This is a genomic window from Cryobacterium sp. TMT2-17-1 (assembly GCF_004402765.1).
GTDB classification, from domain to species: domain Bacteria; phylum Actinomycetota; class Actinomycetes; order Actinomycetales; family Microbacteriaceae; genus Cryobacterium; species Cryobacterium sandaracinum.
The window spans coordinates 82,214-94,899 of the sequence record NZ_SOGC01000037.1 but is presented as its reverse complement, the minus strand read 5'-3'; the positions used below and the strand labels follow the sequence as shown (position 1 = coordinate 94,899).

Here is a 12,686-nt window from a genome sequence, read left to right as displayed (position 1 = left end):
CGGAAACGCCTCGGTTGGACAACACCAGCCGAGCTCCTCGTCGACGAACTAGAATCCAGCTAACCAACCAGTGTTGCGACGACCGCTGGAATTCGCCCTAGAACTCGCCCGGCACTACTGGCCCTGTTTTGGGTCGGCGTTAACATCACGCCGGCGTCGGAGCTCGTCCACCTGCCCGGCGGCACCGAAGTCTTAGTTGCCGGGGTCCGCCGCGCCACCCACACACCCCCGACGCGCAGCGGGAAACGCGTCGTCTTCCTCTCCCTCGACGACGGCAGCGGGCCGGTATCCAACGTGGTGTTCTTCCACGTCGCCCAAGCACAGATCGGGGCACCCGTGTACCACACCCACTACGCCCTCGTCCGCGGCCGGACCCGGCGCACCGGCGCCCGCGGGGTGTCCGTGACCGGCGAGCAAATGTGGGACCTGCTGGACGTGGCGGGGAAAGTCCGGGCGCGTCAGGCCGTGGAGCGAGAACGAGAGCGGGTTGTGGTCGAGGCGGAGGCCGCGGACAACGTCATTCAGAGGTGGAAGCGGAGAGCATGACCTGCATGCCCAACTCAGCAGATTTGCATGGGATCGCGACAAACAGATTGAACAGTCCAACTTACGTCTCTTCAATCCCGGAAACGGCTTCGCTCAGTTAGTCGATAGCTTGAATCGTCCAGGAAGCGCGTGTGGAGTCTGCGGGCTCAAGGACATTCAGGTTCGTTCCGGAGTTGAAGGCATCCGGCGGACACGTCATTGGTTCGACGGCGAGTCCGATTCGGTCAATCGCGGCTACGGGCTGGTCGGCCGTATGCACCTGAACCCATGAGCATTCTGCGCCCCAGCTCAATGCCACTCCAGTTCCCGCCTGCGTCGTCACTCGGACTGTAACTCCGCCCTCCTCATCCCGGTCGAAGCCAGTGAAGGCGTGGTCAATGAAGGTGTCGTCGACAGTGCGTGGCGTGCGAAAGTCGAAGGCGGCAAGATCTTGAGCATTGATGTCACGAAGGCGAAGGGGAATGAGACGGTCAGGAGTCACGGTGAGCATGCGCCTGGCTGGGAGTTCCAGCGTCCAGTCGTTGACGCGGCCTTCGCCGGCCACAAGGTAAGGGTGCGGAGCAACTCCAAAAGGGGCTGCGGTTGGGCCTGCATTCACTGCCGTCACCGTCGTGCGAAGGCCCCGGGCTCCAAGCGAAAAATGCACCTCGAGCATCAGCTGGTGGGGGTATCCCTGTTGCGCCTCAACGGTTGCCGCTAGGACGAGTCGATCGGTCGCCTGGCCCACCACAGTGAAGTTCAGCCAGGACACGAGTCCGTGGAGTGCGTGTCCTCTCGACGGCTCGGTGATGTAGAGCTGTTGCTCGACGCCATCGAATGTGTATCTGCCGTCCACGACTCGGTTCGGCCACGGTGCGAGGATGGCGCCGCGGAAGAACGGTCGCACCTGGTTAGCGTCGAACGGAACGATGAGGTTCCGCCCGTGATATCGGAGTGATCGAAGGCTCGCGCCGATGCTGGCGATCGAGGCGGTGTAGCCGCAGGCTTCGAGAACGCATTGCGTTCCCGATAGTGGCGTGGACGATATGGAGTTTCCCATGGGGCACCATTCAGTTAGCGCTGGATTGGTCAGTCAGTAATCACGATTCGCGGAATGCCGGCGTCCCATTCGACCTATGTAGCGTTCAATCCGCGGTACGTGTAGTCCTTGTCCCACCCGTGGAAGACGAGGAAGTCCTGACCGTTCAGCCCTGAGACGAGGTCTTGGCCACCGGGGCCGCGATAGAGGCCCCCGATCGGTCAGTTGAGAGGATGGGACCGATTTCCTTCGCCCACGGCCCGTTGATGATGGCTACCGCGGCGGCGGTCAGCACTTTGTTCCTTCTGTTCATCTGATCCTCGTTTGGTCTAAACAGGTGTGTTGGGAGGGAGCAGGAACACCACAAGTCGGAGTCTTAACCGATGGCGCGTCGGGGCCGAACACGATGCGTCGCACCTGCAGCTCGCGTCGGGTTCGGGAGGGGTTCCAAGAGTGGAAGACAATCGCGTCGGACCCGTCCGGAGCGACGGTCAAGGAGTTGTGGCCGGGACCGATAAGGTGGTTTCCGGTTCTTAGCAGCGGGGAAGCGGAGCTTGGAGCGGGACGCCAGGGGCCAAGCGGAGAATCGGAAACGGCCCAGGACACGGCGTAGTGCTCACCGGTCCATGCGCCGCCGGAATAGGTCAGCCAGTAGCGGCCTTCGCGGTATATAACCGAGGGTCCTTCGAGGGTATGCCAGGTGTAGCGATCGCCGTATATAAGGCGGTTGCGTTCGTAAATTTGCCAGTCGGCGTTTGGCCGTAGCACCTCGATCGGGTCGGCTGCGAACGCAGTCATGCCGGTGAGTGGTGCGACGGCGAGGTGAGTGCCCGGGCGGTCAGCGTCGAGAACGTCCCGAGCGAAAAAGAGGTACCAGCGTCCGTCTTGGTCTTGGAAAGGGTGCGCGTCGATCGCAAAACGCTCATGAGGCGTGAGATTGATGCCGAGGTCTTCGAACGGTCCGGTTGGAGAGTCGGCGACGGCAATGCGGAGGTGGTGGCCGACGATGCCGTGGCCGACGGAATAGTACATCCACCAACGGTCATCGCTGTGAGCGATTTCGGGAGCCCAGAAGTCGGTTCCGATCGTTTTGCTCGGGCGGGTGAGAGCTCCGCCGGCGCTCTTCCAGTGGGTCAGATCGGGGGAAGTGAGGATCTCGAATTCCCGGTCTAAGGAGCATTCAGGGTTGGTGCCATAGGCGACATATCCGTCGCCGGTGCGCAGAGCAAACGGATCGGCGAAGTAGCCCTCCCATGCGTTCGTCGCGCCCATCAACCGTCCCCCGGATCGGTGAGCCGTGCAAACGCATGCGCGGCCGCGGTCGGAATACGGTCTAGGCTGCCGTCCGCTCGCTCTTCCAAGTGGATTAGACCCATGCGGCGCAGGAACGGTGTCTTCCCGTCGCGCGGGTGACCGAGGGGCTGCGCGAAACCTACCGTGGTGGTGCCATCGGTGTTTTGCAGTTCAACCGCGAACTCCTCGACGTTGGTTCCACCAGCGGCCCAGGACCAGTCGACGAAATCGAACAGGGGCCACCAGGTGAATGCCCGTAGGTCAAGCTCGGTGGCTAGCTGGTTGACCGTGTTGATTGCGTCGAGCAGCCAGGCTATGCGGGTGTCGTCGTCGCCTTCGATGCTGGTCTCGGTGACTGCGAGCGGGAGACCGTACCGGGCAGCAAACCCGCGGAGGGTGGCGGCGAAACCGTCGGCGCCACCGTTGTAAGCGACCTGCAAGGTGCGCCCCTTGACGGTGGTGAGGCGGCGGGGGGTGAGGTCTGGGTAATAGTTCACGCCGATGACGTCGGGCGCCGCCGGATGATGAAGGAGCCAATCGAGTTGCGAACGTGTAGCACCGTGCTCAAGCAGCCAGGTCCACATCTTGTGGTCGGAGTCGACTCGTCCGGTCAGAAGATCAGTGGGGAGCCAGCCGATCCGCTCGAGCAGCTTTGCTTCGTCCGCTGCTCCGGGCTCTCGCGTGGTGATCGCGGTAGCGGCATCGACGTGGACGATCACAGCGTCCGGATCTGCGTTTCGAATCGCGTGAGTAGCGCGAGCCATGCCGACGGTGATCGGCACCACGACGGAGGTCCAGCCGTCCCAACCGTGCCGGTACGGTGGCCACACGGCTCGGAGGCCGGCGAAGGATGCCGTGGTAACTGGCTCGTTGAGGGGCGTGTATCCCCGGATGCGGCCGCAATATCTCGCGGCGAGGGCGCTGGCGAACTCCTCGATCGCTATTGGGTAGCCTTCGTCGGCGAAGGAGTCTGGCAACCAGGTCGGGGTACCGTAGTGGACGAGGTCGGCGACGATGTCGAGGCCTAGGTCGTCCACGGCGAATGCGACAACGTCGTCCAGGTGGGTCCAGTCAAACTGTCCTGGGGCAACGTGGACGAGCGGCCACGACATCCCGTACCGGATAGCGGTCCCGCCTAGCGCGACGACGTCCCGCAAGTCGTCGCGCCACTTGAGGTGGTGGTCGGTGAGTTGGTGTTCGTCAAGGCTCGGTCGGCTCGGGTCGACCGGGTAGACACAGGTGTCCTCGATGCCCAGCAGCCACGAGAACTGGCCGCGCTCGAGGAAGGAGGTTGTGGTCACTTGAGTCCTGTCGTGGCGACGCCTTCAACGAAGAAGCGCTGTGCGAAGAAAAAGGCGAGGGCGAGGGGAAGGAGGGAGATGGTGGCGCCTGCGAGGAGTGCGGCGTGGTCGGTGACGTGCTGACCGCCGAAGAGGGTGAGCCCGGCGGGCAGTGTGCGCATCTCGGTGGAGCTAGTGACGATCAACGGCCAGAGCAGGTCGTTCCACAGGTTCATGAAATGCAACACCGCGAGGGTCGCCAGCGCCGGCTTGGCGAGGGGCAGGATAATTCGCCAATAGACGCGGAAGTGACCGGCGCCGTCGATGCGGGCAGCTTCGTCGAGCTCGCGCGGGATGGACAGGAAGAACTGGCGCAGCATGAAGATACCAAACGCGCTCGTCGCCCTCGGGATGATGAGTCCTTGATAGGTGTCAAGCCAGCCGAAGTGGAACAGCTCGATGAACACCGGGATCAGGGTTACCTGAAACGGGATCATTAGCGTGGCGATCACCAACCAGAACGCGATGGTGGACCCGCGGAACGGGATACGTGCTAGAGCGTAGGCGCACATGGAATCGAACAGGAGACACAGCGCAGTTGTGACGCCGGCGAATACGAAGCTGTTGATCAGAAGCCGCATGAAGGGCAAGTCATTCCAGATTGAGAGGTACCCGTCAAGGGTCCATGCAGTCGGGAACAGGCTGGCGGGATTAGCGAACAGGTCTGCTTCGCTGCGAAACGAGCCGCTGAGCATCCAGATGAACGGCACGAGGGCGAGCACCACGCCGAAGGCAAGGAGCACCCACGTAATTAGGGAGCGGAAGTTAGTCTTCATCGCGGTACCGGAACAATCTGAGCTGGAGTGCGGACAAGGAAAGGATGATGAGGAAAATCACCCACGCTATTGCCGATGCGTAGCCGATGTCGAAATTGGTGAACCCCTCGCGGAACATCATCGTCACCAGGGTGTCGGTAGCGAACAGGGGGCCGCTGTTGGTCATCACGTAGACAAGGTCGAACACCTGAAGCGAGTTGATGGTCGTGATCATCGTGGTGAACAGCAGAGTGGGGCGAATGCTGGGTAGGGTCACGTAGCGCGTGAGTTGAAATCCAGTCGCGCCGTCGAGTCGTGCTGCTTCGTAGAGATGTGTCGGGACTCCTTTAAGCCCGGCGAGCAAGATGATCATGGTGAACCCGACGTTCTTCCAAACGCTGACGAAGATGACAGTGGACAGCGCGAGGGTCGGTTCCTGCAGCCAGGCGACGGCCTCACCGGTGAGCGCCTTAGAGATGCCGCCCACGAGGCCGATGTTCGGGTCGAGTAGGAAGCGCCAAACTAGGCCGATCGTAGCCAGCGACACGATGGTGGGAAAGAAAAAGATGGAGCGCACAAGCCGGGTCAGCAGACTGTCGCGTAGGAGAGCGGAAGCGGCGGCGTAGCCGAGGACCATCTGAATGGCCACACTCACGACGCTGAAAATTACCGTGACACGGAGCGCGTTCCAGAACAACTCGTCCTTCAGCATGCGGGCGTAGTTGTCAAAGCCGGTAAACAGCTGCTCGTCAGCTCCGATCTTCCAATCGTGCAGGCTGTACCAGAAGGACTGCGTGATCGGGTAGATGATGAAAACCAAAATGATCGCCAGGCTAGGAAGGACAAATAACCATGCCGGCTGCCAACGAAACTTGCGTCGCCGCGGCGATAGGGATTGGGCGGGCGAGGGGCGGCCCCCCCGCCCGCCGGGCCGGACGGCCTCGGCGGGCGGGGAAACCATTGATACGCTCATTAGCTTCCGCAGCCGGTGATTGCGTCGATTTTGTCTGACGCCTCGGAAGTGGCCTGCTTGACGTCGGCGCCGCGGGTGATCTCGCCGATCAGCGTCACGTACACCTCAGAATCGACCTGCGTGGCGCCGGTGACGCCGGGCAGCCAGAGGCGTGCGCTGGGTAGTGCGGCGGCGAAAGCGGCGACAACTTCGTTCGCCGCAAGCTCTTCATCGTCGGCAAGGTCGGTTCGCACGGGCGGGAATCCGCTTTCGAGTGCGAATTGGCGCTGGGCGTCCTGACCGGTCCACCAAGCCAGGAACTCCTGCGCCTCGGCAGGGTGGTCGGTCTTCGCGGACGCCGCGAGCGGCACGGTGGAGGCGAGTGTGACGTCTCCCGCACTGCCTGTGGGGACCGGTGCAACACCCAGGTCGATGCCGGCGTCGGTGTAACCGGCGGCGGCCCAGGGTCCATTGAGCTGCATAGCTGCCTGCCCAGCGCTGAACAGTGCGTCCGACTCGGCTCCGGTCAGTCCAACCGGCGCGACGCCGTCCTTCACGAGACCGGCCCAAGTGGTCAGACTCTGGACCGACTCCGGAGAGTCGAGTACGCTGCAGCCGTCGTCGTCGACGACGTCAGCACCGTCGAGCCATTGCAGTACCGGCCACATCTGGATGGTCTCGTGGTCCGCGACAGAGAGACCATAAACGCCGTCGCCGGTGAGGTCGGACGCGACTTGACGGAAGTCGTCGACGGTCGCGGGGGGAGCTGTGACGCCGCCCTCAGCGAAGAGAGCCTTGTTGTAGTACAGCTGCAGTGTCGCGATGTTCGCGGGAACCGCGAACAGCTTGTCGTCAACGGTGAAGGCGTCGATCGCAGCCGGGGCGAGCTGGTCGGCATTAATCTTCGTGTCCCCTTCACCCACGGCGTCGAGTTCGAGCAGCGAGTTCGTCTCGAGGTAGTCGCTCAGCACGTTGGGGTCGAAGTTCGGTGTGGCCAAGTCCGGCCCTTGACCGGTCGCCCATGCTGACGGCAGTTTCTGAGCGATGGTGTCCCACGGCTGAACCTCCATAGTGACCTGGATGTCATCGTGGGTGCGGTTGAACTCTTCAATGAGCCCCTCGTACGCGGCACGGTCGCCGCCGGTGAAGCCGGTCCATAGGGTCAGCTCAACGGGACCGTCATTGCCGCCGCCTCCAGCGGCGCACCCGGTTAGGGCGAGGATGACGGCCGCGCCGGCGGCCAGGAACGGGGTTGCTCGTTTCATTAATGCTCTCCTTTGTGCATGTGATTGAGTTGGGATCGCGAGAGACGGCCCGCTCCGGTTGGAATTCCACAGCCGCACGACTCTCGCAGCACCAACTCGACCGGCAGGATCGCGTGCGCGTCCTGGGGGGCGAGGCTTGTGCCGCCGACGATGTCGAGCAGGCGTTGGGTCGCTAGACGTGCCATCCGCTCGGCAGGCACGTGCACTGTGGTGATCGACGGCGTCGTGACCCGGCTTAGGCCGAAGTCGTCGAAACCGATGACCGAAATTTGAGTGGGGATATCCACTCCGGCGCGCAGCAGCGTGGACATCACCCCGAAAGCCATCTCGTCGTTTGCGGCCACAAGACCGTCAACGCCCCCGCCGGCGCGCAGTAACGTGAGCACCTCGGCCCCCGCCGCCACGCCGGACTCCTCGCTGAAGTCGCCCTCGATCACCGTGCCTCGCACCCCGTGGGCAGCACAGGATTCCATGAACCCGTCACGGCGCTCCAGCGCGGTTTGGTGATCCAGCGGACCACTGATGTGTACCAGCGTCTTCCGACCGTGCTCGACGATCAGATGTTCTGCCGCCATCCGGCCGGCAGAACGCTCCTCGATGCCGACGCTGATAGCGGTCGGCAACGAAGGGAAACGACCTAGCAGCACCACTGGCAGCCCGGTCCTGACCAAACGATCGATGTTCTCGTCATGGATTGACGCGCTGGTGACGATCGCGCCATCGACAGTGCCCGAGCGCATTACACGTTCGTAAGCCACCTTGCCCTGCTGCTCGTCTGGGTTTGTGGAAATCACCACCTGCAGATCATTCGCGTTCGCGACATCGGTCACTCCGGTCAGGACGTGGGTGAAATACGCATGGCCGAACACGTGCCGGCTGGTGTTCGGAACGATCAACGCAATTGCCCCGGCACGACGTACCCGGAGTGCGCGGCCCGCAGAGTTCGCGACATACCCGAGTTGGTCAGCGGCGAGCTGCACACGGCGTTTGGCAGCAGTACTGATTCGTGGGTGATCCTGCAGGGCCATCGACACGGCGCTGGTGGACAAGCCGACCTCACGCGCAACATCCCGCAATGTAATGCGCCCAGTTGCGCCCATGATCAACTCCTTTGCTTTATCGATTCAGCATAACCATCTAATCAAACGTGAACCGCTGCTTGATCGATTGAGCAAAACCTATCGCTTTCTCCGCTGGCCGTCAAGAGAAGCGCTGCGACGCCCCTCCAAGTGCGCTAGCACCACGGAAGAACGAACGTGCCCGTGATGCTTGAGGGTGATCTACATTTGGGCAACACCCAGACCTTCCTGGTCAAGTCCAAATGTGTGGTGTAACGCGTTTGCCGCGCGATTCTTGGATTTCTAGGCGCTGAGGGCGCCGAGTTCGGTTGCGGGTTCCTCCTTCTCGGTCGGGACGAGGGTGAGGCGTGAGCGGCTGAGGACGTCGAGGCCGAGGTAGCGGCGGCCTTCGATCCATTCGTCGTGTTGTTCGGCCAGGACCGCGCCGACGAGCCGGATCAGGGAGCCGCGGTCGGGGAAGATCCCCACGACGTCGGTGCGGCGGCGGATCTCGCGGTTGAGGCGTTCCTGGGGGTTGTTGGACCAGAGCTGACGCCAGATCTCCTTCGGGAAGCCGGTGAAGGCGAGCACGTCCGCCCGGGCCGCCTCGAGGTGGGTGGCGACCGCGGGGAGCTTCTCCTCCAGGGCGTTCAGGACTCGGTCGAACTGTGCGTGGACGGCGTCCGCGTCGGGCTGGTCGTAGACGGAGTGGAGCAGGGTCTTCACCCACGGCCAGCTGGTCTTCGGGGTCGCGGACATCAGGTTCGCGGCGTAGTGGGTGCGACAGCGCTGCCAAGTCGCGCCGGGCAGGGTCGCCCCGATGGCGGCCACGAGGCCGGCGTGAGCGTCGCTCGTGACGAGTTTCACGCCGGTGAGGCCGCGGGCGGTCAGGTCGCGGAAGAAGCCGAGCCAGCCGGCGCCGTCTTCGGCGCTGGTGACCTGCAGGCCCAGGATCTCGCGGTGCCCGTCCTTGTTCACGCCCGTCGCGAGGAGCGCGTGGACGTTGGCGACACGGCCGCCCTCGCGCACCTTCAGCACCAGGGCGTCGGCGGCCACGAACGTGTAAGGGCCGGCGTCGAGGGGCCGGGTGCGGAACTGCTCGACCTGTTCGTCGAGGTCCTTAGCCATGATCGACACCTGCGACTTCGAGAGGCGAGTGATGCCGAGGGACTCGACGAGTTTCTCCATCCGCCTGGTCGAGACCCCGAGCAGGTAGCAGGTCGCCACGACGCTGGTCAGGGCGGCCTCGGCGCGGCGGCGGCGCTCGAGGAGCCAGTCCGGGAAGTAGGTGCCGGTGCGCAGCTTCGGGATCGCGACGTCGAGGGTGCCGGTGCGGGTGTCGAAATCCCGGTGCCGGTAGCCGTTGCGGGAGTTGACCCGGTCGGCGGAGACTTGGCCGTATTCGGCGCCGCAGACGGCTTCCGCTTCGGCGCTCATCAGCGCGTTGATGAACGTGGTCAGCATCTGCCGCATCAAGTCCGGCGAGGCTTGCTCGAGTTGTTCGGACAGGAAACGGGCAGGGTCACTAAAATGGGGTGCGGTCATCGCGTGTACTCCTTCGGAAAAGACTTGATCGGTCTTTCCAAGAATCACGCGGTGGCCGCCTTACATCGGTGCAACACGCCCATCAGGGCCGGGGGTTACACCACGCTATTGGACGCAACCATACTGTCTCGTGATCGACCGCCGGTACGACGTCAGCGGGAAAGCCAATTCGACGGCTGGCTTACCACTTGGCAGGTCACTCCGACAAAGACACTTCAGCAATAAGCTGTCGGAAAGTTGTCGGCCTTCAGCGCTCTTCAACGACAGAAGCTCCTACTTCCCTGTAAATCCGTGCAAGTAGGAGCCTCTCCTCTGGCGGTACCGGTGGGATTTGAACCCACGGTGGAGTCTCCCCCACACAACTTTTCGAGAGTTGCACCTTCGGCCGCTCGGACACGGTACCGAGGGAGAGTTTAGTTGAAATCGGGGGCCTTGCGCGAATCGCGGCGGCGAACATCCGTGTCTGAACGGCCGCGAACGGCCCTGAACGACGAGAACCCAGCACGAAGCGGTATTCTCACCGGGTGATCACCGTGAACCACAGGCTCCGTTCCCTTGCCCTCACTGCCGGAACCCTGGCCACAGCGGCCGGCCTCGGCGCCGCCGCCGTGGTCAATTACCGGGGCTTCCAGCGTCGCATCGCCGAGAGCTCGGTGATTCTCAATGAGACCCTGCCGGTGCACTCTCTCTGGTGGCGCGCCCGCGCGAAAGACAAGGGCGAGCTGATCTACGCCGTCATCGGAGACAGTGCCGCGCAGGGGATCGGGGCGAGTTCCCCGCACCGCGGCTATGTCGGAATCCTGACCGACCACATCCGTCTCTCCACCGGCCGCTCGGTGCGCGTGGTGAACCTGAGCGTGTCGGGCGCCACCGTCGAAATGGCTGTGCGCGACCAGCTGCCCACGTTCGCGAAGCTCACCCCGGACATCGTCACGGTCGCGATCGGCGCCAACGACATCGCCCTCTGGGACGCCGCCGTCTTCGAGGCCGGCATCCGGCAGGTCTGCGCGGCGCTGCCCCCGCACGCCCTGGTCGCCGACCTGCCCTGCTTCCACCTGCCCCGCAACGAACGGATGGTCGCCGTCGCCAACCGCATCATCCGCCAGGTGGCCGCGGAGTACCAGCTACGCGTGGTGCCGCTCCACGCCACGACGAAGCGGCTCGGGCTGCGCAGCGTCGCCACGCACGTCGCGGGCGACCTGTTCCACCCCAATAACCGCGGCTACCGGGCCTGGGCCGAGGCGTTCGTTCCGGCGCTGAGCGCTCATCTGGTGCGGGGCATCCGGCCTGCCGACCTGGCCGGGCCGGATGCCCCCAACGCGCCTGCCGGCCTGCCCTCATCGGCACACGCGGCTGCCGGCCTGCCCTCCCCCACGCCGGAACCCGCGTCGACTCCGGTGGCGAACACTTCGGAATCGGGTGGTGTCAGCGGCCCGAGCTAGGCTCGCAGAATGGCCAGACCCGTTTCCTCCTTCCGTTGCACCGAGTGTGGCTGGACCACCCTGAAGTGGGCAGGCCGCTGCGGCGAATGCCAGCAGTGGGGCACCGTGGTGGACACCACCGAGAAGGCGAGCCTGGCCCGCGCGCTCAAGCCGGCCAGCGTCACCGGCGCGGGCGTCGCCCGCCCGATCACTCACGTCGACACCACGGCCGTCTCGCACTGGCCTACCGGCATCGCCGAGTTCGACCGGGTGCTGGGTGGCGGCATCGTGCCTGGCTCGGTCATCCTGCTCAGCGGCGAGCCCGGCGTCGGCAAGTCGACACTGCTGCTCGAGGTGGCCTCCAAGGCAGCGGCCGCCAAGTCCCGCGTGCTCTACGTCAGCGCCGAGGAATCGGTCAGCCAGGTGCGGTTGCGCGCCGAGCGCACCGGGGCTCTGCAACCCGAGCTGTACATCGCCGCCGAGACCGACCTGGCCACCATCCTCGGCCAGATCGACGCCATTCAACCCAACCTCGTCATCGTCGACTCGGTGCAGACGGTGGCCAGCTCGCTCTCCGACGGCCTCGCGGGCATGCCCAGCCAGGTGCGGGAGGTGGCCTCCACGCTGATCCGGGTGGCCAAAGACCGCAACCTGCCCATCCTGCTCGTCGGGCACGTCACCAAAGACGGCTCGATCGCCGGCCCCCGCCTGCTCGAACACCTTGTCGACGTAGTGTGCCAGTTCGAGGGCGACCGGCAGAGCGCGCTGCGCTTCGTGCGGGCGCTCAAGAACCGGTTCGGCTCGACCGACGAGGTGGGCTGCTTCGAGATGACCGGCGACGGCATCGCCGAGGTGCCCGACCCGAGCGCGCTGTTCCTCAGCCGCGGCTCCACCCCCGTGTCCGGCACCTGCGTCACGGTGGCACTCGAGGGCCGCCGGGCGATGCCGGTCGAAGTGCAGGCTCTGGTGATCAAGACCCAGGCCCCGAACCCCCGCCGCGTCACCAACGGGGTGGACTCCTCACGGGTGGCGATGCTCCTCGCGGTGCTCGAGCGCCGGGCGAGCCTGTCGGGGCTGGGCAGCATGGATGTCTACGTGTCGACCGTAGGCGGCATCCGTCTCACCGAACCGGCCGCCGACCTCGCCATCGCCCTCGCCATCGCGTCCGCGTTCAAGGACAAGCCGATCGCTCAAGGGGCCGTGGCGTTCGGCGAGATCAGCCTCGCCGGCGAGGTGCGACCGGTGTCAGCGGCCAAGCTGCGCGCAGCCGAGGCCGCCCGGCTCGGCTTCACCATCCGACTCGATGCCGAGGCCGGCGCGATCGGCACCGCGGTCGCCGCGGCGATCGCGACCGGCCAGTCCGCACGGGACGCCGAGCTCGACCGCGCGTTCTAGCAGGGAGCATCCGGCGCGGGCCGCCACGGATGTCCCGGGCGAGCGGCAGGTTCGGGTCACCGGGGTCTCGACAAGCTCAACCACCGGGCGCTCGACCA

The 12,686-nt window shown here is 64.5% G+C and carries 12 protein-coding genes and 1 tRNA gene; 3 read left to right on the top strand and 10 right to left on the bottom strand.

Annotation, left to right across the window (positions count from 1 at the left end; all coding sequences use genetic code 11):
• Positions 1 to 294: 294 nt before the first annotated feature.
• Positions 295 to 546, top strand: coding sequence for a hypothetical protein (locus E3O47_RS10285; protein WP_134401769.1), 252 nt, complete (start codon positions 295 to 297; stop codon positions 544 to 546).
• Between the two features lie 97 nt (positions 547 to 643).
• On the opposite strand, the gene E3O47_RS10280 is transcribed toward E3O47_RS10285, so the two are convergent.
• From E3O47_RS10280 to E3O47_RS10240, 10 genes are all read right to left on the bottom strand, one after another.
• Complete coding sequence (locus tag E3O47_RS10280) at positions 644 to 1,585, bottom strand: aldose 1-epimerase family protein (protein ID WP_134401770.1); 942 nt, start codon at positions 1,583 to 1,585, stop codon at positions 644 to 646.
• Between the two features lie 145 nt (positions 1,586 to 1,730).
• Positions 1,731 to 1,877, bottom strand: coding sequence for a hypothetical protein (locus E3O47_RS16010; protein WP_166785375.1), 147 nt, complete (start codon positions 1,875 to 1,877; stop codon positions 1,731 to 1,733).
• Entirely contained in the window at positions 1,874 to 2,836 is a 963-nt protein-coding gene (locus tag E3O47_RS10275) for a glycoside hydrolase family 43 protein (protein ID WP_134420425.1), read from the bottom strand. Before E3O47_RS10275 ends, E3O47_RS16010 begins: the two co-directional genes overlap by 4 nt.
• Positions 2,836 to 4,158: a family 1 glycosylhydrolase gene (locus E3O47_RS10270; protein WP_134401772.1), complete on the bottom strand. Its 1,323-nt coding sequence runs from the start codon at positions 4,156 to 4,158 to the stop codon at positions 2,836 to 2,838. The genes E3O47_RS10275 and E3O47_RS10270 overlap by 1 nt, the downstream gene beginning before the upstream one ends.
• The gene (locus E3O47_RS10265) at positions 4,155 to 4,973 is read right to left on the bottom strand and encodes a carbohydrate ABC transporter permease (RefSeq protein ID WP_134401773.1); all 819 of its coding nucleotides are present in this window, start codon (positions 4,971 to 4,973) and stop codon (positions 4,155 to 4,157) included. The genes E3O47_RS10270 and E3O47_RS10265 overlap by 4 nt, the downstream gene beginning before the upstream one ends.
• Positions 4,963 to 5,913 (bottom strand): sugar ABC transporter permease, encoded by a 951-nt coding sequence (locus E3O47_RS10260; RefSeq protein WP_134401774.1) that lies wholly within the window; start codon positions 5,911 to 5,913, stop codon positions 4,963 to 4,965. The genes E3O47_RS10265 and E3O47_RS10260 overlap by 11 nt, the downstream gene beginning before the upstream one ends.
• Positions 5,914 to 5,924: 11 nt before the next feature.
• Entirely contained in the window at positions 5,925 to 7,169 is a 1,245-nt protein-coding gene (locus E3O47_RS10255; RefSeq protein WP_134420423.1) for an ABC transporter substrate-binding protein, read from the bottom strand.
• The gene (locus E3O47_RS10250) at positions 7,169 to 8,269 is read right to left on the bottom strand and encodes a LacI family DNA-binding transcriptional regulator (protein ID WP_134420421.1); all 1,101 of its coding nucleotides are present in this window, start codon (positions 8,267 to 8,269) and stop codon (positions 7,169 to 7,171) included. Before E3O47_RS10250 ends, E3O47_RS10255 begins: the two co-directional genes overlap by 1 nt.
• 261 nt (positions 8,270 to 8,530) lie before the next feature.
• Positions 8,531 to 9,772, bottom strand: a complete 1,242-nt coding sequence (locus tag E3O47_RS10245; RefSeq protein ID WP_134420419.1) for an IS256 family transposase — start codon at positions 9,770 to 9,772, stop codon at positions 8,531 to 8,533.
• 313 nt (positions 9,773 to 10,085) lie between these two features.
• Positions 10,086 to 10,175 (bottom strand) — tRNA-Ser (locus tag E3O47_RS10240).
• 121 nt (positions 10,176 to 10,296) lie between these two features.
• Between E3O47_RS10240 and E3O47_RS10235 the strand changes: the two genes are divergently transcribed.
• On the top strand, positions 10,297 to 11,214 hold the full coding sequence (locus tag E3O47_RS10235) for an SGNH/GDSL hydrolase family protein (protein ID WP_241986169.1): 918 nt from the start codon (positions 10,297 to 10,299) through the stop codon (positions 11,212 to 11,214).
• A 9-nt stretch (positions 11,215 to 11,223) separates the two neighbouring features.
• Positions 11,224 to 12,588, top strand: coding sequence for a DNA repair protein RadA (radA, locus tag E3O47_RS10230; RefSeq protein WP_104102393.1), 1,365 nt, complete (start codon positions 11,224 to 11,226; stop codon positions 12,586 to 12,588).
• Positions 12,589 to 12,686: the final 98 nt, after the last annotated feature.

Bases quoted from the DNA above. Each gene is read 5' to 3' on its own strand.
- E3O47_RS10280 (WP_134401770.1), bottom strand. From the start codon at position 1,585: ATGGGAAACTCCATATCGTCCACGCCACTATCGGGAACGCAATGCGTT.
- E3O47_RS16010 (WP_166785375.1), bottom strand. From the start codon at position 1,877: ATGAACAGAAGGAACAAAGTGCTGACCGCCGCCGCGGTAGCCATCATC.
- E3O47_RS10275 (WP_134420425.1), bottom strand. From the start codon at position 2,836: ATGGGCGCGACGAACGCATGGGAGGGCTACTTCGCCGATCCGTTTGCT.
- E3O47_RS10265 (WP_134401773.1), bottom strand. From the start codon at position 4,973: ATGAAGACTAACTTCCGCTCCCTAATTACGTGGGTGCTCCTTGCCTTC.
- E3O47_RS10260 (WP_134401774.1), bottom strand. From the start codon at position 5,913: ATGGTTTCCCCGCCCGCCGAGGCCGTCCGGCCCGGCGGGCGGGGGGGC.
- E3O47_RS10255 (WP_134420423.1), bottom strand. From the start codon at position 7,169: ATGAAACGAGCAACCCCGTTCCTGGCCGCCGGCGCGGCCGTCATCCTC.
- E3O47_RS10250 (WP_134420421.1), bottom strand. From the start codon at position 8,269: ATGGGCGCAACTGGGCGCATTACATTGCGGGATGTTGCGCGTGAGGTC.
- E3O47_RS10245 (WP_134420419.1), bottom strand. From the start codon at position 9,772: ATGACCGCACCCCATTTTAGTGACCCTGCCCGTTTCCTGTCCGAACAA.
- radA (WP_104102393.1), top strand. From the start codon at position 11,224: ATGGCCAGACCCGTTTCCTCCTTCCGTTGCACCGAGTGTGGCTGGACC.